This window comes from Desulfoplanes sp. PS50 (assembly GCF_053851535.1).
The window spans coordinates 53,909-71,084 of the sequence record NZ_JBSPZA010000011.1 but is presented as its reverse complement, the minus strand read 5'-3'; the positions used below and the strand labels follow the sequence as shown (position 1 = coordinate 71,084).

The following is a 17,176-nucleotide window of genomic DNA, read 5'->3' as shown; positions in this document are numbered from 1 at the left end:
AGAGATTACAAAAAAGAGAGGATGCCTCGGCAATTTCTCAACGTTCTGAAATTCATCAATTTCCCGAAGGCATGTCCTCGGAAGGTGCGATATGAGCGAGATTTTCAAAGGCGGTATACTTGTTCAGATAGGAAAGCTCCACCGTACCGACCGGCCCATTGCGCTGCTTGCCAATGATGATCTCGGCGATCCCCTTCTTGGGGTTGTCCTCGGCCTTGTTGTAGGCATCGTCACGGTATAAAAAGACAATGACATCCGCATCCTGCTCGATGGCCCCGGATTCACGCAGATCCGAGAGCATGGGCCGCCTGTTGGTCCGTTCCTCGACCTTGCGATTGAGCTGGGACAGGGCGACCACGGGGACATGAAGTTCCTTGGCCAGGGCCTTCAGGGTCCGGGAGATTTCGGAAATCTCCTGCTCCCGGGAATCGATCCGGTGGCTGGCCTTCATCAACTGGAGATAGTCCACAATGACCAGGCCGAGATTTTTTTCAGCCTTGAGTCGGCGGCATCGCCCGCGCATCTCCATGGTCCCAAGCGACGGGGTATCATCGATATAGATGGGGGCCCGGGAAAGGGCTTCAGCTGATTCGTAAAGACGCTTCCAGTCCTCGTCATCAAGAAAACCGCTCCGCAGATGACTCAGGTCGACCTTTCCCCAGCAGCAGAGCATGCGCATCATCAGCTGCTCCATGGACATTTCCAGGGAAAAAATAGCCGTGGGCACATCGTGCATGACAGCGGCCCGCATGCCCATGTTCAGGGCAAAGGCGGTCTTGCCCATGCTCGGCCGGCCGGCAACGATGATCAGGTCGGTGGGCTGCAGCCCTGCGGTCAATTCGTCGAATTTGTGATAGCTGGTTGGAACCCCGGTGACCAGTTCCTTGCGCGCGACCCGCTTTTCCAGTTCGGAAAATACATCGGCCACCAGGTCCTTGGCCGACCGGAAGACGGGTTTGACCTTGGCCTCGGAGATGGAAAAGATTTTTTGTTCGGATTCATCGAGCAGGGATTCGACATTCTGGGAGGCGTCAAAACACTGGGTCAGGATGTCTGTGCTCGCGCCGATGAGCTCACGGCGCAGGGCCCGTTCCTTGACGATATTGGCATGAAACAGGGTATTGGCCGCGTTGGGGACCGTTTCCACAAGGGAGGCAAGATACATCCCCCCGCCAACCTTGTCCAAATTGCCGTTGGATTCCAAAAATTCAGTCACCGAAAGCAGATCGATGGGAATACTTCGGCGGTAGAGATCCTGAAATGCGGAAAAGATAAGCCTGTGAATCGGGGAATAAAAATCATCCTCGGTGAGAATGTCCACCAGGGAATGAAAGATACTGTTGCGCAAAAAAACACCGCCCAGAACAGCCTGTTCGGCCTCCAGGTTCTGGGGGGGAAGTTTACGCAAAAGGTCGGCAGAGACCTTATCAAGACCTGCTGCCGACCCCTTTGATGCGGTATGTTGCGAACCGGCGTTATGCTTCTTCTGAAACTGGTTCAGCTGCGGGTTCGTCTGATTCTTCGGGTGCTGGTTCATCGGCTTTCTGTCCATGCGGTACAACCGAAACACGCAGTTCCGCTTTGACATCGGGATGCAGTTTGACTTCCAGGGTGTAGTCACCCAGGGCGCGAATGGGATCATCCAACACGATCTTCCGTTTGTCTACCTCGATCCCCATTTCTTCAAGGGCTTCGGCAATATTGACCGTGTTGACGGAACCATAGAGCTTACCGCCTTCGCCCACACGCACGTCGATGGCCACGTGAACCTCGGCCAGCTTGTCCGCAACTTCCTGGGCGGCAAAACGGATGGCGTCCATTTTTTCCTGCAACCGCTTGCGCTCGAATTCAAAGGCCTTGATGTTGGCCTTGGTGGCCAGCATGGCAAACCCCTGCGGAACAAGGTAATTGCGGCCATAGCCGGGCTTGACGGTGACCAGGTCACCGAGCCTACCAAGATGATCAATATCTGCTCGCAAGATAAGTTTCATAAGGCAACTCTCCTAAATAGTCCGTTTCGTGACTTCGGAACTATGCGTAGCAGTATAATACAACAAGGCCATCTGACGAGACTTCTTGATCTCGCGGGTCAATGTCCGCTGATGCTTCGCACATGTGCCGGTGATACGCCGGGCAATGATCTTTCCACGGTCGGTGATGAAATCCTTGAGGATTTCGGGATTTTTGTAATCCAAGGGAAGATCCGGGTTTTCACAAAAACGACAGAACTTTCTCCGAGGTGTGAAACGTCTCTTAAAGGCCATGTTATTCTCCCTCCGGCTCGTAGGTGTCAGCAAGCTTGACGGTCAGAAACTTGAAAATACCGTCGGCAATGCGAATATTCCTCTCCAGTTCGGCAACGGCCTCCCCGGGCAGGGCATATTCGAGCCGTGTATAGTAGCCGCGCATAACCTTCTGGACCGGGTAGGCCAGATCACGAATTCCCCAATCGTCCGCGACCAGGATCTTGCCCCCGTCACGATCGATGATCCCGGAAACGGTATCCAGGAGTTCCTGCCGTGCTTCAGAACCCAGCTCCGGGCTCATCAGCAACAGGGTTTCATACTTTTGCAACATCGAATAAACCTCCTTGCGGTCTATTGGCCCGTCCGTTCCCCCACGACACCGTGAAAGCCGGAAGAGCAAGGAAAGAGGGGTTTCTATTTTTTTTGAGGGGGGATGTCAATCTTTTATCCCGAAACATACTCCCGTTCATTCTGGCCGAGCAGGCAAAAGACCTCATAGGGGATGGTTCCCCACCACTTGGCCAGATCTTCGGGAGTGACGGGATCTTCGCCCTGGCCGCCCAGGAGAAAAACCTGATCTCCCGGGACCACGGAAGGGATCCGGGTGATGTCCACGGCGGTCATCTGCATGCACACCCTCCCGACAATGGGAACCCGCTGTCCATGGACGACCATCTCTCCCCGATTGGACAGTCCCCGGGAATAATTGTCCGCATAGCCCACCGCAACGATGGCCACGCGCATATCCTGCGGCGCGTAGAAGGTCCGTCCGTAGCTGATGGGCGCCCCCTTGGCCAGATCATGCACCGCGATGATCCGGGTACTCACCTCCATGGCCGGCCCAAGCCCCTCCCCTGTGTCCTCCCACTCGGTTCCGGCAAAGGGATTGCTGCCGTACAGGGTAATTCCGGGCCGCTGCAGGTCAAATCCGAGTTCGGGATAGGCCTGAATGGCTGCCGAATTGGCCAGACATCGTTTGAAGGCCAGTCCGGTTTCGGCCAGTTCGTCACACATCCTGGTGAACATATCTCCCTGATGGAGCACAAAATCCCGACTCTGGGGCTCGTCCGCGGTCGCCAGATGGGAACAGACCATGTGCACCCGAACATACTCGGCGTCCTGGAGCCAGGATCGAATCATCCCTAACTCTTTCGGAGCGAATCCGATCCGTCCCATCCCCGTATCCAGGGCCAGGGCGACATCAAGGGGTCTGCCCCGCAGTCTCCCCTCCTGCTCGAGCAGCCGAAGCTGCTCCTCTCGACAGACAAAGGGCATGATATCGTACTCCCACAGCAGGGGGTACTCTTCCGGCAGCAACGGACCCAGCAGGGAGAGAATCTTCCCCTCAAAGGGAACCAGACGTAGGGCCACGCCCTCGCCCACGGTACCCACGGCCATGATCGACGCCCCGCATCGGGCCAGAAGCGAGGCCACCGGTCCGATGCCGTGCCCATAGGCATCGGATTTGACGACCGGAACAGGGCGCGGGGCCTTGGCTGCAATGAGCCTGAAATTATTCTCCAGAATCCCCAGATCGATCCTGGTCCGAACATGGTTGTACCAGATGGTCATATCTCGAATCTCTATTTGATATATGGTAGTTGTCTCGTATCCCGCAAAAAAAACATCACCTTTCAAGCCAAATCGTCCCCGCCTGCCGTCATCCCTGCAAAGGCCGGAATCTCGATGCACCAGCATGGGTTTGCTGTGGCATACCTCCATTCGAGAATCAGATCCGGCATAACGGCATATTTTCACTGCGCCCTGCGCACTGCGCACTGTGCCCTTCGTACTACGCCCTGCGCACTCAACACTGCCGCCCATCGCCCTTTTCCCGGATCATCACTGCACCGTAAGACGGGCGTAATACCCCTGCCGGCCCCGGGCCACAAGAAGAATCAGGCTGTTCTGCATCCTGTACCGTTTGAAGGCCAGGGCGAAATCCCCGGGGTCGTCCACGGACTGTCCCGCGATCTTGACCACCACATCGCCCTGTTCAAGACCCAGCCGGGCTGCCGGGCTGTCGGGGCGAACCCGGGTGACCAGGAGCTGCTTGCTGCCGGATCGCGAAGCCACCTCCAGCCCCCAGATCCGAAAGGCCAGTTCCAGGGCTTGGTCGTCCTGGAAGATTTCCACACGGGACGTGACAGTTCGCCGCTTTCCGCCACTGAGGATTTCCAGCTGAACCTGCTGGTCCCGGGTGAAATTGCGCAGCAGATCGAGATATCCCTGTTTGTCCGGAATCTCGTTCTTGGCCATCCTCAAGAGAACGTCCCCGGGATGCAGACCGGCACGTTGGGCCGGAGAATCGGGATAGACCTCTGCAACGAGAAGGCCGCTGACAGCAGAGAGTCCGAAATATCGCGCCAGACGCTGATCCACATCCTGACCTCGGATACCCAGCCAGACAGGATCGACCCGGCCGTGACTCAAGAGTTCGGCAATGACCCGCTTGGCCTTGTCGATGGGAATGGCGAACCCGATCCCCTGGGCCTCGGCATAGATGGCCGTGTTGATTCCAATGAGCTGGCCCAGCCGGTTTAAAAGCGGTCCCCCGCTGTTGCCGGGATTGATGGCCGCGTCCGTCTGGATGAAATCCGTAAATGTACCGTGTCTGGTCTTGATGGTCCGATGCATGGCCGAGACAACGCCGGTGGTCACGGTATGGCTGAACCCATAGGGATTGCCTATGGCGATGACCGTCTCCCCGATGAGCAGATCCGAAGAGTCGCCCACAGCGATCTGGGGCAATTGGTCGCTTCCCTCCAGCCGAAGAATGGCCAGATCGAAATCCGGATCGGATCCGACCAGTTCGGCCTGATACTGCCGCCCGTCCAGAAAGGTCGTCCTGATGGACGAGGCCCCGCTGATCACATGGGCATTGGTCAGCACGAGCCGCTTGGCCGCATCGATGACCACCCCGGAACCCAGACTCTTCTGCTCGAACTGCCGGGTCATTCCGGGAGCCCCGAAAAACTGTTCAAACAGATCACCCCCGAACAGGCCGCCAAAGGGGTTGATTTCCTGTTCAACAACCCGTGAGGTATGAATATTGACCACGGCCGGAGCGACCTTCTGAACCGCCCTGACCACCGGGGTCATGCGCAGATTATCTGCGGCCATCACAGGCAAAACGTAACCAGCAACACAAAGCATCATTCCTATAAACAAAGCAGATCTGCGCATCACGTTCATGATTTCTCTTTGAACACCCCTTTATATTTTTAACAGGATACGGTGGATCCATAGCCATCATCAGCAGGAATTTCAATGCATCCGCACCAAGGTTCCAAGGCAAAGGTGTTCTCTTACAAGTACCTGGAATATGGTGGCCGGCTTGCCCCGTTCTGTGCGGTTTGACTGTCTGACCGAGCCAGGCATCGTTCATCAAGCCGTTGCCGGACATGTTGTCGGAAAACTATGCTCTGATGAAGCAACGGCTTGATGGTACGAGGCCGGCGAGGGAGTTTCAAAGCGCACAGAACGGGGCAAGCCGGCCCTGAGAACACATCAGCCCGAAACAGGGGCCGAACGCACGAAGCGGGACCGCATCCATGGAATGCGATCCCGCTTCGTTATTTCCAGATCTTGCCTTCTGTTACGCCACCCAGTCGTCACCTTCCTCGATGGGGGTGAAACCGCGGCGCATGGTGTTTTCCGTGACCACCCGCGGATCCATGAACTGGACCAGGTAGTCGGGACCGCCGGTCTTGGAACCGATGCCGGACATGTTGAACCCGCCAAAGGCCTGACGTTCGACGATCGCTCCGGTGGAACCCCGGTTGAGGTAGAGATTGCCGACCCGGAATTTTTTGCGGGCCTTTTCCAGATTCTTGGGGCTTCTGGTAAAAACAGCCCCGGTCAGGGCGTAATCCGTGGCATTGGCCCATTCGATGGCCTGGTCGAAATCCTTGACCTTCATGACCGCCAGCACGGGTCCGAAGATCTCTTCCCGGGCGGTGCGGTGCTCGGGACGGATGGATTCGACAATAGTCAGGGGAGCGTAATACCCGGGCACATCGATATCGTCGCGACAGACCAGGATCTCACCTTCCTGGCTGGCGATCTCGATGCACTTCTTGATTTTTTCCTGGGCCTCCTCGCTGACGACAGGTCCCATATAATTGGCCGGATCTTCAGAAGGACCGATGGCCAGGGAAAGGGCAGCCTCCTTGAGCCTGCGTACGAATTTTTCATAGATGGGCTCGAGAACGATGACCCGGGAACAGGCCGAACATTTCTGACCCTGATACCCGAAGGCCGAATAGATGATGGCCCGGACCGCCTCGTCGAGATCCGCGTCGTCGTCCACAATGATCGCGTTCTTGCCCCCGAGTTCGGCAACGACCTTTTTGATCTGCTTCTGACCTTCCTGAACCCTGGCGGCCTTTTCGATAATTCGAAGTCCCACGGGCTTGGAGCCGGTAAAGGCGATCATGGACAGGGCAGGCTGCTCGACCAGATAATCCCCCATCACGCTGCTGCGTCCGGGCACGAAATTGAACACCCCGTCAGGTACACCCGCCTCCCTGAGAACCCGGGAGATGGTGCTTCCGATCATGGAGGAAGGTCCGGACGGTTTGTAAAGCACGCAGTTTCCAGTGACCAGGGCAGCCGTGGTCATCCCCGCACTGATGGCAAAGGGAAAATTCCACGGTCCGATGACCGCGGCGATCCCCTTGCCCTGATAAAAATATTCGTTCACCTCGCCGGGGGCGTTGCCCATTCGCCTGGGCGCTCCCAACCGGAGCATCTCCCGGGCGTAATACTCCATGAAATCAATGCCCTCGCCCACATCGGCATAGGCCTGATCCCACTGCTTGCCCACCTCGAGAACCTGCCAGGCGGACAGCTCGAAGATATTTTTTCGGGCGATATCAGCGGCCCGCAGGAGCAGTTCGGCCCGCTCCCTGGGCGGGGTGTCACGCCATGCGGGCAGGGCCTTGCCCGCGGCCTCCATGGCCATGTCGATCTCGGCCTGGCCCGCCTGGCAGACCTGACCGATAATTTCCGAGGGATTGGCCGGGTTGACCGAATCCATACGATCGTCAGTGAGTACCTCTCGACCACCGATGAACAAGGGACAGACCTGGCCGCATTCGGAACGGACCTTGGCAATGGCCTCGGAAAAACCGTCCCGGATGCTTTTTTTGGTAAAATCCGCAAAGGGCTCGTTCTGGATGACCGACTTTCGACCTTCCTTTTTGGCGGGCCTGTTTTTGAGCTCCCGCTCCAGGGTCAGCCTGGGGTCCTCCAGCAGATGTTCGACCTCGGCCTCTTCGGCAAAACTCTGACGCAAAAAGGATTCATTGGCCGTGTTTTCCAGCAGACGACGCACCAGATAGGCCATCCCCGGTAGCAGATCACCGTAGGGCGCGTACAATCTGACCCGCTTGGCCACATTGAGCAGTCCCTTGCGCACGGGCTCGGCCATGCCGTAGAGAATCTGGAATTCATACCGCTCTTCGGGAACATCCAGCTTCTTGGCCGTTTCCATGACCGCGGAGATGGTCCGGATATTGTGGGAACCACAGGCAAAATGGCAAACATCGTGGTTTTCCAGAATCTTGGTGGCCTGCCGCTCAAAAGCGATATCGCTTTCGGGTTTGTTCACGTAGACAGGGATGTCCCAGCCGTTCTGCTTGGCAATGACCGTTTCGTAATCCCAGTAAGCCCCCTTGACCAGACGGATGGAGATGGGCAGCCCTTTACTCCTGGACCATTCGATCATGGCGCTCAGATCGCTGTCCGTATCCTTGAGATAGGCCTGCAGGACCACGGCGAGCTGGGGATAGTCCCTGAACTCTTCTGAGGAACGGATTCTCCGGTAGCACTCCAGGGTGATGTCCTTGAAGGCATACTGCTCCATGTCGATGCACAGATGCCCGCCCATTTCACGCACCTTGCGGAAGATGGGGATGATCCGCTCGCAGATTCCCGCGACCGATCCCTCGAAATCCGAGGGGTGGGCCTGGGAGAAGAGACAGGAGGGCTTGACCGAGATGTTGATCCGAGGGGCGTGCCCCCAGTCGAGTTCACCGGTGCTGTCCAGATTGTTCCATTTGGTGTACGAGGATTTCAGCCCGTCCAGGAGATCGAGGTAGGAGTTCATGTACTGCTCGGCCTCGGCCTCGTTCACCGAGGCCTCGCCCAGGATGTCGATGGTAAAGGCAAAGTTGTCCTTGCGCAGTTTGGCCAGGGTCTTGAGTGCCTGCTTGGTGTTCTCCCCGATGATGAACTGCTTGGCCATGCCCTCGATATTCGCCCGGATGGTCTTGGACATGACCTTGGAGGCGAGCTTGCCGCCGATGCCCGTGGCCCCCTTGGCCCCCCACTTCATGACTGCGGGAATGTCCTGATTGTCGGCTGCAAAATATTCCTGGATGTGCCGGTTCAGGGAATCGCCCGTGTTCAGATAGGGCAGAACATCCACGAACCGGAAGAGCTGGACCTTGAAATTTTCATTCTTCATGGCCCAGTCCATGACCTTGCCGGTCCACCATCCCTTGTTGAAAATCGACGGGGCCTCCCCGCTGATACTGGCAAAAAACTCTTTGCCCCGGGCTGTGATATGCTGATTCATGTGTTCGTCGGCCATAGGTATCTCTCCTCTATGCTGTGGATGTATGATTGTTCCCCGGTTTCTTTCTTCTGTGACCGGGTTCGCGCGTGCTCAGCCGTTTTATAGGCAGCCCCAGGGACTCCTTGATGGGTTCGAGGACCAAAATGGTCCGGGTATCGCTGACTTCGGGGGTGTTACCGATGGACTTGAGCAACTCCACCAGATCGTCGGTGTCCTTGAGTCGGGCCTGGAGCATGTAGGAATATTCCCCGGCAATGAAATGAACCGTCTGGATGTTCGGAAGATCCGCCAGCCTATAGCCCACCGTTGTTTTGCCGACGTTCTCCTCGGTCTTCACCTGAATGAACACGGTCAGGGGAAGTCCCAGGGCCTTGGCATCCAGACGGACCTCGTAGCCTTTGATGATCCCGGCCCTTTCCAGCTTCTTCTTGCGCTCCAGAATGGCCGACGGCGCCATATTCAGTTCCCGGGCCATTTCCGCATTGGACACTCGACCATCTTTTTGAAGAATATTTAGTATTTCAGCATCAAGACTATCAATCATTCTGAGAAATCCTTTTTTTAAGAATATAATTCAATTTTATGCCCAAGGTCAAGAATAATCCACAAAATACCAAGACACATGTTTTTCCCTCCAAACGGTTAAAATATCATCTCTGGCTTGCCCCGATTTGGACGGATCAACCGTCTGAACAAGGAGGGCGAAAAAATTTCCAGCCGCCCCTATCGGGACAAACCAGAGATGTGTATACATCGATCGTGAACATACGATTTCCCCGTTGCCACCCAGTGGGTAATCACCTATAAAATATGTTTCCCGGCCCGGGAATCTTCCCGGCTGGCTGTCTATATGACCCTGACCACGGAGCATGACATGAAATTATTGAGAGCCTTACGCATGGAACGCTGTATCGGATGCTACTCCTGCTCCCTGGCCTGTTCCAGACTGGTGCACAAATCCCTTTCATGGGAGCGGGCCGGCATCCGCATCCATTCTGCCGGCGGACTGAGCACGGGCTTCTCGGCCCAGCTGTGTTTAGGATGTGATCCGGCACCCTGTGCCGCAGTCTGTCCCACCCTGGCCCTGACCCAACGCAAAGGCGGCGGTGTGGTCTTCAAGAAAAAATTATGCATCAGGTGTGGAGAATGCGCCGTGGCATGCCCGGTGGACGCCATTCTCATGGATCAGGAAACCGGACTGCCGGTCATGTGCATCCATTGCGGACGATGCGTGGACTTCTGCCCGCACGACTGCCTGGAAATGGTGGACATGGATAGGGACGACGACAAGGATTCAACCGACATGGACAAAAAAGAAGCCCATATGGAGGAAGGATCATGACAGACATTTTCAACGTCCTCCACGTAGACCTTACCACCCAGACATCCCACGTTCTGGCGATTCCGGGCAGAAACACCTGGATCGGGGGCTGCGGTCTGGCCGCCCTGCTCTTTGAACGCTTCGCCTTGATGGATGAGCCCGCCTATCACCCGGATCAGCCCCTTGTTTTCACCATCGGCCCCCTGACAGGATTCTACCCGTTGATGAGCAAATGTGTTCTGGGATTCATGTCCCCGTATCATGATCAGTACGCCGAGACCCATGCGGGAGGCAGACTGGCCCTTGCCCTGCGCTTTGCCGGATACGAGGCCCTGGTTGTCACGGGACAGGCGAACACCCTGTCCTGTCTGCAGGTCAGCACCAGAAAGGTACGTGTCCATGATGTCCATTTCATGAAGGGGATGGATATCTTCAAGACAGGCAAGCTGCTGCGGACCATGTACCGGGAACACTCGGGACACCGGTCCATCCTGCGCATCGGTCCGGCCGGGGAGAACCGGGTTGGTTTCGCGGCCATCAACGTGGATACCTATCGTCATTTCGGTCGGCTGGGCGCCGGCGGGGTCATGGGGGCCAAAAATCTCAAGGCGATCATTGTTTCCGGCAATACCGGTCAGGATCTCTCCGCATCCAAGGACTATCCCAGGGTCTACAAGGAGATCTTTCAGGCAGTCACCGACTCGGAATTGATGCAGAAATATCATGACCTGGGTACGGCGGAGAACCTCAAAAAACTGGACAGGTCCGGCTGTCTGCCCTGGAGAAATCTCAACCAGACCTCGGACGCACAAAATATTGACGGAATTTCAGGAGAGACCTTTGCAAGGGACCTGCTGCTCAGGCAGACCGCATGCGCCGGATGTCCGGTGGGATGCATCCACGTAGGGCTTCTGCGGGAAAAATTCGGACCGGAAAACGAGTTCTTGTATCGCCAGGTGGCCTACGACTATGAACCCATTTTCGCAGTCGGCTCCATGCTTGGGATACACAAGGCCCCGGAGGTTCTGACCCTGCTCGAGGATGTGGAGCGCGCCGGACTTGACGTGATGAGTGCGGGGGTGGCCCTGGCCTGGGCAACAGAGGCCCTGGACCAGGGGATCATTACCACCGGAGAGACCATTGTCCCCCTGGCCTTTGGCAAACTCGATCCCTACAGACAGGCGATCGGCTTTCTGGGCGATTCGTCCAACACATTCTACAAAACCCTGGGCCAGGGAACCCTGAAGGCCGCCCATATGTATGGCGGAGAGAATTTCGCCTGCGTCCTTGGCCAGGAGATGGCCGGTTACGCCACCGGCGAAAACTTCTTTGCCAGTCAGGCCCTGGGGTTCAGACATTCACACCTGGATACCGGGGCCTATGCCTACGATCAGAAAGAACAGGCAAAGGACGTCTCCGCGGCCCTTGCATTCCTGCACAAGGAGGAACGCGAACGTATCCTGCTCTGTTCCATGGTCGCCTGCCTGTTCGCCCGCAAGGTCTACAGCGAAAAGAGGTTGACCAGGGCCATGGTCGCCCTGGGTCTGGAGGAGATGGCAGACAACCTGGAAGGAAAAAAAGCCGGCATCCAGGCCAAACGCTGGGAACTCAGATTCAGAAGCGGATTCAATCCCGCAGAGATAACCATTCCCAAACGATTCCTGGATATTGCAACCTGCAAGGGACCTCTGGACAAAGCCTACCTGGACACCCTGATCAACGCCTACGGACAATCCCTGGAGGATTTCCGACCCAAGGACGGGTCAGACAGCTGATCGCTGAAAGTTTTTAAGGCAAACAGCACCAAATAAAAAAGGGCGACTCACGTCGCCCTTTTTTATTTGCACTCTTGAGATGGATCCCACCAACTACCGGGCCCGTCCCTCACGCCAGGCCTGGACCAGTTTGTCGTAACTCACGGTCTCGCCCTGGGGCTTTTCATTGGCCAGTTTGGGCTTGGGAGCGCCGGGCTGACTCAACCAATAGTCGGCACCCTTGCGGGGATTGAGCTTGGGTCCGCATTCGCCCTGGACATTGGCGCGTTCCAGACGTGCCAGGACCTTGTCCATGGCCTCGGCCAGATTGTCCATGGCCTGTTGCGGGGTGACCTCACCGGAGAGCGTTTCCCCGATGTTCTGCCACCAGAGCTGGGCCAGCTTGGGATAATCAGGAATATTGGTTCCCGTGGGGGTCCAGGCAACCCGGGCCGGGCTGCGGTAGAACTCGACCAGACCGCCCAGCTTGGGGGCTTCCTTGGCCATGACATCGGTCATCAGATCGGATTCCCGGATGGGGGTCAGGCCGACCAGGGTCTTTTTCAGGGACGTGGTCTTGGCCACGCAGAATTGGGCGTACAGCCAGGCGGCCTTCAAACGGTCTTCCGGCGTGGACTTGAGAAAGGTCCAGGAACCGCAGTCCTGATACCCGAGTTTCATGCCCTCTTCCCAATACGGTCCGTGGGGCGAGGGGGCCATCCGCCATTTGGGAAGTCCCTTTTGGTCCACCACCGGGGTGCCGGGCTTGATCATGTCTGCGGTGAAGCCGGTGTACCAGAAGATCTGCTGGGCCACATGCCCCTGGGAGGGAACCGGACCGGACTCGTAAAAGGTCATGCCCAGGGCCTCGGGGGGAGCGTATTTCTGAAGCCATTCCATATACTTGGTCAGCGAATAGACCGCGGCCGGTCCATTGGCCGCGCCGCCGCGTTCCACGCTGGTGCCCACGGGACGACACCCGTCCACGCGCATGCCCCATTCATCAACGGGCTTGCCGTTGGGCAGTCCCTTGTCGCCGGCACCGGCCATGGACAGCCAGGCATCGGTGAATCGCCAGCCAAGATCAGGACTCTTCTTGCCGTAATCCATATGCCCATAGACACGCACCCCGTCGATGGTCTTGACCTTGTCGGTGAAGAATTCAGCGATATCTTCATACGCGGACCAGTTGACCGGCACCCCGAGTTCATAGCCGTAGATCTCCTTGAACTTTTTTTTCAGATCCGGGCGCTGGAACCAGTCGTACCGGAACCAGTACAGGTTGGCGAACTGCTGGTCGGGAAGCTGGTACAGCTTGCCGTCGGGACCCGTGGTAAAGGACTTGCCGATGAAATCATCGATATCCAGGGTGGGCAGGGTGACATCCTTGCCCGCGCCGACCATGAAATCGGACAGGGGGAGCACGAAGCCGTAGCGCATGTGCGTCCCGATCAGATCGGAATCGTTGATGTATCCATCGTAGATGTTCTTGCCCGACTGCATCTGGGTCTGGATCTTCTCGATAACATCCCCTTCACCGATCAGGTCATGGGTGACCTTGATCCCGGTGATCTCGGCAAAGGCCTGGGCCAGAACCTTGGATTCATACTCATGGGTGGTGATGGTCTCGGAAACGACCTTGATATCCATACCCCGAAAGGGTTTGGCCGCCTGGATAAACCACTGCATCTCCGTCATCTGCTCGGCCTTGCTCAGACTGGACGGCTGGAATTCCTGATCGATCCATTTCTTGGCCGCAGCCTCGTACTGACCCTCAGCGGCAACCCCGACACCGGCCATTCCCACAAGGGCCATACTGGTCATGGCAATCGCCAGGAAATACAGCAAGTTCGACAGGTTCAACTTCATGCTCTCCTCCATTGGTGAAATGTGTTCCAACACAATGTCAACACCAACCACTATACGCTTCCGTCTATTGTCCCGCTTATGGGCCAGGCAACCTATCCCTTCCAGATGACCAGCGCGAGAAAACATACGGAGATGAGCGTGGCGAAATACAGGGGCGCCGTCACAAGCCCGATCCAGGCCAGATGGATGTACGCGCTTCCCAGAAGCCCAATGAAAAGACGATCCCCCCGGGTGGTGACCATGGGCAGAAACCCCTTGCGCGGCACGGTGGGACACACCGCCTGCCATACCCCCATGGTCACGAGCATCACCCCGATGAAGACAAAAAACCATGCCGTAACCGGCGTCCAGGCCATCCATTGCATATTCATGGTCCATATCCTCTGATCAATGCATTCAAATCACCCGCTAATGGGTCACCCCCAACCAGATCAACAATGTCGCTGCTTGATAGAAACAACGCATGCCTTGTCTCTACAACTTTTCGAAGCAGCATGTATTTGGGCCAAAAGGTGCCCAGCTACGAGACGCAAGGGGTTTTGAAACCGCAGTGTATACCAATACATGAGGATTTCAAAACTCCGCAGCACCGAAGTAGATGGGCGCGTTTTGGCCCAAATACTAGACCCGCCCCATGGCAAATCCCTTGGCCATATAATTGCGCACGAACCAGATGACGATGGCCCCCGGAATCAATGTCAGTATGGCCGCAGCGGCCAATCCGCCCCAGTCCATACCCGAGGCGCTGATGGTCCGGGTCATGATCGCGGCAATGGGCTTGGCGTTGACCGTTGTCAGCGTCCTAGCAAGAAGCAGTTCAACCCAGCTGAACATGAAGCAGAAAAATGCAGTCACCCCGATTCCCGCCTTGATCAGCGGGATGAATATGGTGATAAAAAACCGGCCAAAACCATACCCGTCAATGAATGCGGTCTCGTCGATCTCCTTGGGCACCCCGGACATGAACCCTTCCAGAATCCACACCGCCAGAGGAACATTGAACAGACAATGGGCCAGGGCCACTGCAATATGGGTATCAAAAAGGCCCACTGTCTGATAAAACTGGAAAAAAGGAAGCAGAAAAACGGCCGGAGGAGACATTCTATTGGTCAGCAGCCAGAAAAACATGTGCTTGTCCCCGACGAACGCATACCTGGAAAACCCATAGGCCGCAGGGAGAGCCACACTTAAAGAGATGACCGTATTCATGGCCACGTATTTCATGGAGTTGACATACCCCATGTACCAGGAGGGATCCGTGAAGATCATGGTGTAATTGGCCAGTGTGAATTTCTCTGGGATCAGGTTGAAGGCCCCGAGAATCTCGTCCGTGGTCTTGAAGGACATGTTCAGCAACCAGTACAGGGGCAGGACCAGGAAGACGAGATAGGCCACCAGGGCCACGATTTTGACGTTGATTTTCATTGTCGTTCTCCTTTGCCGATGTGCATCATGGCCGTGTAGAACACGAAACAGAACAGGAGGATGATCAGGAAGTACATGAGAGAGAAGGCCGCTGCCGGACCGATGTCGAATTGCCCCAGGGCCATCTTGGTCAGGTACTGGCTGAGAAAGGTGGTCGAATTGCCAGGACCGCCGCCGGTGAGCACAAAGGGTTCGGTATAGATCATGAAACTGTCCATGAATCTGAGGAGCACAGCGATGAGCAGAACCCCCTTGAGTTTGGGGAGCTGGATATATCGGAACACCGCCCATTTGGAGGCCCCGTCGATGCGCGCGGCCTGGTAATAGGCCTCGGGAATGGCCTGCAATCCGGCGTAACAGAGCAGAATGACCAGGGGCGTCCAATGCCAGACCTCCATGACCACCACGGTGAGCCAGCTGTCCAGGGCATTGGACGTAAAATTGTAATCAATACCCAGCCAATTCAAAAATACCCCGGCGAGTCCGATATCCGGACGGGCAAAAACCACCCAGGTAGTCCCGACCACATTCCAGGGGATGAGCAAAGGCAGGGCCAGAACGACCAGACAAAAAGAGGCCCCCCACCCCTTTTTGGGCAGGGTCAGGGAGATTCCAATACCCAGGACAAGTTCGATGGACAGCACGGTGAAAGAGAAGATGATCTGCCGGAGCAATGCCTCGTGGAGCCGGCTGTTATGAAGCATCTCCCTGTACCATTCCGTACCCACAAAATAGGCCTGCCCGGGCCCGAAGATGTCCTGGACCGAATAGTTGACCACGGTCATCAGGGGGATGATCGCACTGAAGGCCACGACCGCGAAGACCGGCAGGATCAACAACCAGGCCTTGTTACTTTCCCATTTGTTCATTGGCCCACCTCCACGCCGACCAGATTGTCATCACAAAAGAGCCTGGTTTTTTCGGAAGGAAAACAGACCCAGCACTCCGTACCAGCGCGAGGGACATAGGTTCCCTCGATCCGACGCGACTTCAGGATGTCACTACCCATCTTGAGGGTGACGATCCTGCTGCTGCCCTCGTCTTCCATACTCACCACATGGGCCTGAAACCCGTTTGCACACGGCTCATCCGCAAGATCGAGATACAAGGGACGAATGCCCAATTGGAACTTTCCGTTCATGGCCTGAGCCTGTTGGGCCAGATCCTCGGACAGGACCAGGGAACCTGCTGAAAAAACAGCCCTGTCACCTTCAAGGATACAGTCCATAAAATTCATCCCCGGACTACCAATGAAATAGCCTACAAAGGTATGGGCCGGATTTTCGAAAAGCTCCTCGGGCGTACCGATCTGGACCAGCCGACCTTCATACATGATGACGATTTTTTCCGCAAAGGTCATGGCCTCGGTCTGATCATGGGTCACATAAATGAGGGTCAAACCGAACTGCTTGTGGATCTCCTTGAGCTTGCGCCTCAGCTGCCATTTGAGATGAGGATCAATGACCGTGAGCGGCTCGTCAAAGAGAATGGCGGCCACATCGTCACGGACCAGACCGCGTCCCAGGGAGATCTTCTGTTTGGCATCTGCGGCCAGACCGCTGGCACGTTTATTCAAAAACGGGGTCAGATCCAGGGCCTCGGCAATTTCGTGCACCCTTTTTTTGATAAACCCCGGATCCTTGCCCCTGTTTTTCAAGGGAAAGGCCAGGTTCTCGAACACGGTCATGGTGTCGTAAAGCACCGGGAACTGGAACACCTGGGCGATATTTCGTTTTTCCGGAGGAAGGGAGGTCACATCCCTGCCATCGTACAAAATTTTTCCATGACTGGGGGTGAGCAGGCCGGAGATAAGATTGAGCATGGTTGTCTTGCCGCATCCCGAGGCCCCGAGCAGGGCGTAGGCTCCTCCGTCATCCCAGACGGTATCGACCTCCTTGATGGCGTAATCCTCAGGGTCTTTCGGATTTTTCAGGTAACTGTGGGCAATGGAATCGAGCTTGATCTGGGCCATGAAATC

General features: G+C 56.3%; 15 protein-coding genes. 2 read left to right on the top strand and 13 right to left on the bottom strand.

The features are described from left to right. Positions 1–55: 55 nt before the first annotated feature. From dnaB to ACTVJH_RS06910, 8 genes are all read right to left on the bottom strand, one after another. Positions 56–1,552, bottom strand: coding sequence for a replicative DNA helicase (gene dnaB, locus ACTVJH_RS06945; RefSeq protein ID WP_455988841.1), 1,497 nt, complete (start codon positions 1,550–1,552; stop codon positions 56–58). Beyond that, a complete protein-coding gene (rplI, locus tag ACTVJH_RS06940; RefSeq protein WP_455988839.1) occupies positions 1,476–1,991 on the bottom strand; it encodes a 50S ribosomal protein L9 in 516 nt (171 codons plus the stop codon). Before rplI ends, dnaB begins: the two co-directional genes overlap by 77 nt. Positions 1,992–2,003: 12 nt before the next feature. Continuing rightward, positions 2,004–2,264, bottom strand: a complete 261-nt coding sequence (gene rpsR / locus ACTVJH_RS06935) for a 30S ribosomal protein S18 (RefSeq protein WP_455988837.1) — start codon at positions 2,262–2,264, stop codon at positions 2,004–2,006. 1 nt (position 2,265) lies between these two features. After that, positions 2,266–2,574 carry a 30S ribosomal protein S6 gene (rpsF, locus tag ACTVJH_RS06930; protein ID WP_455988869.1) on the bottom strand — a complete coding sequence of 103 codons (309 nt, stop codon included), beginning with the start codon at positions 2,572–2,574 and terminating at the stop codon, positions 2,266–2,268. Positions 2,575–2,690: 116 nt separating this feature from the next. Continuing rightward, positions 2,691–3,818 carry an alanine racemase gene (gene alr, locus ACTVJH_RS06925; protein WP_455988835.1) on the bottom strand — a complete coding sequence of 376 codons (1,128 nt, stop codon included), beginning with the start codon at positions 3,816–3,818 and terminating at the stop codon, positions 2,691–2,693. A gap of 270 nt (positions 3,819–4,088) precedes the next feature. Continuing rightward, on the bottom strand, positions 4,089–5,369 hold the full coding sequence (locus tag ACTVJH_RS06920) for a trypsin-like peptidase domain-containing protein (RefSeq protein WP_455988833.1): 1,281 nt from the start codon (positions 5,367–5,369) through the stop codon (positions 4,089–4,091). Positions 5,370–5,844: 475 nt separating this feature from the next. After that, a complete protein-coding gene (gene pruA / locus ACTVJH_RS06915) occupies positions 5,845–8,844 on the bottom strand; it encodes an L-glutamate gamma-semialdehyde dehydrogenase (RefSeq protein WP_455988831.1) in 3,000 nt (999 codons plus the stop codon). A 13-nt stretch (positions 8,845–8,857) separates the two neighbouring features. Next, positions 8,858–9,373: an Lrp/AsnC family transcriptional regulator gene (locus ACTVJH_RS06910; protein WP_455988829.1), complete on the bottom strand. Its 516-nt coding sequence runs from the start codon at positions 9,371–9,373 to the stop codon at positions 8,858–8,860. Between the two features lie 330 nt (positions 9,374–9,703). Between ACTVJH_RS06910 and ACTVJH_RS06905 the strand changes: the two genes are divergently transcribed. Beyond that, the gene (locus ACTVJH_RS06905; RefSeq protein WP_455988827.1) at positions 9,704–10,171 is read left to right on the top strand and encodes a 4Fe-4S binding protein; all 468 of its coding nucleotides are present in this window, start codon (positions 9,704–9,706) and stop codon (positions 10,169–10,171) included. Continuing rightward, complete coding sequence (locus ACTVJH_RS06900) at positions 10,168–11,925, top strand: aldehyde ferredoxin oxidoreductase N-terminal domain-containing protein (RefSeq protein ID WP_455988825.1); 1,758 nt, start codon at positions 10,168–10,170, stop codon at positions 11,923–11,925. Before ACTVJH_RS06905 ends, ACTVJH_RS06900 begins: the two co-directional genes overlap by 4 nt. Positions 11,926–12,018: 93 nt before the next feature. On the opposite strand, the gene ACTVJH_RS06895 is transcribed toward ACTVJH_RS06900, so the two are convergent. The 5 genes from ACTVJH_RS06895 to ACTVJH_RS06875 form a co-directional block, all read right to left on the bottom strand. Beyond that, on the bottom strand, positions 12,019–13,773 hold the full coding sequence (locus tag ACTVJH_RS06895) for an ABC transporter substrate-binding protein (protein ID WP_455988823.1): 1,755 nt from the start codon (positions 13,771–13,773) through the stop codon (positions 12,019–12,021). Between the two features lie 92 nt (positions 13,774–13,865). Further along, positions 13,866–14,144, bottom strand: a complete 279-nt coding sequence (locus ACTVJH_RS06890) for a DUF2160 domain-containing protein (protein ID WP_455988821.1) — start codon at positions 14,142–14,144, stop codon at positions 13,866–13,868. A gap of 250 nt (positions 14,145–14,394) precedes the next feature. Then, entirely contained in the window at positions 14,395–15,198 is an 804-nt protein-coding gene (locus ACTVJH_RS06885; protein WP_455988819.1) for a carbohydrate ABC transporter permease, read from the bottom strand. After that, positions 15,195–16,067, bottom strand: coding sequence for a carbohydrate ABC transporter permease (locus tag ACTVJH_RS06880; protein ID WP_455988817.1), 873 nt, complete (start codon positions 16,065–16,067; stop codon positions 15,195–15,197). Before ACTVJH_RS06880 ends, ACTVJH_RS06885 begins: the two co-directional genes overlap by 4 nt. Beyond that, positions 16,064–17,170, bottom strand: a complete 1,107-nt coding sequence (locus tag ACTVJH_RS06875) for an ABC transporter ATP-binding protein (protein ID WP_455988815.1) — start codon at positions 17,168–17,170, stop codon at positions 16,064–16,066. Before ACTVJH_RS06875 ends, ACTVJH_RS06880 begins: the two co-directional genes overlap by 4 nt. Between the last annotated feature and the right edge of the window lie 6 nt (positions 17,171–17,176).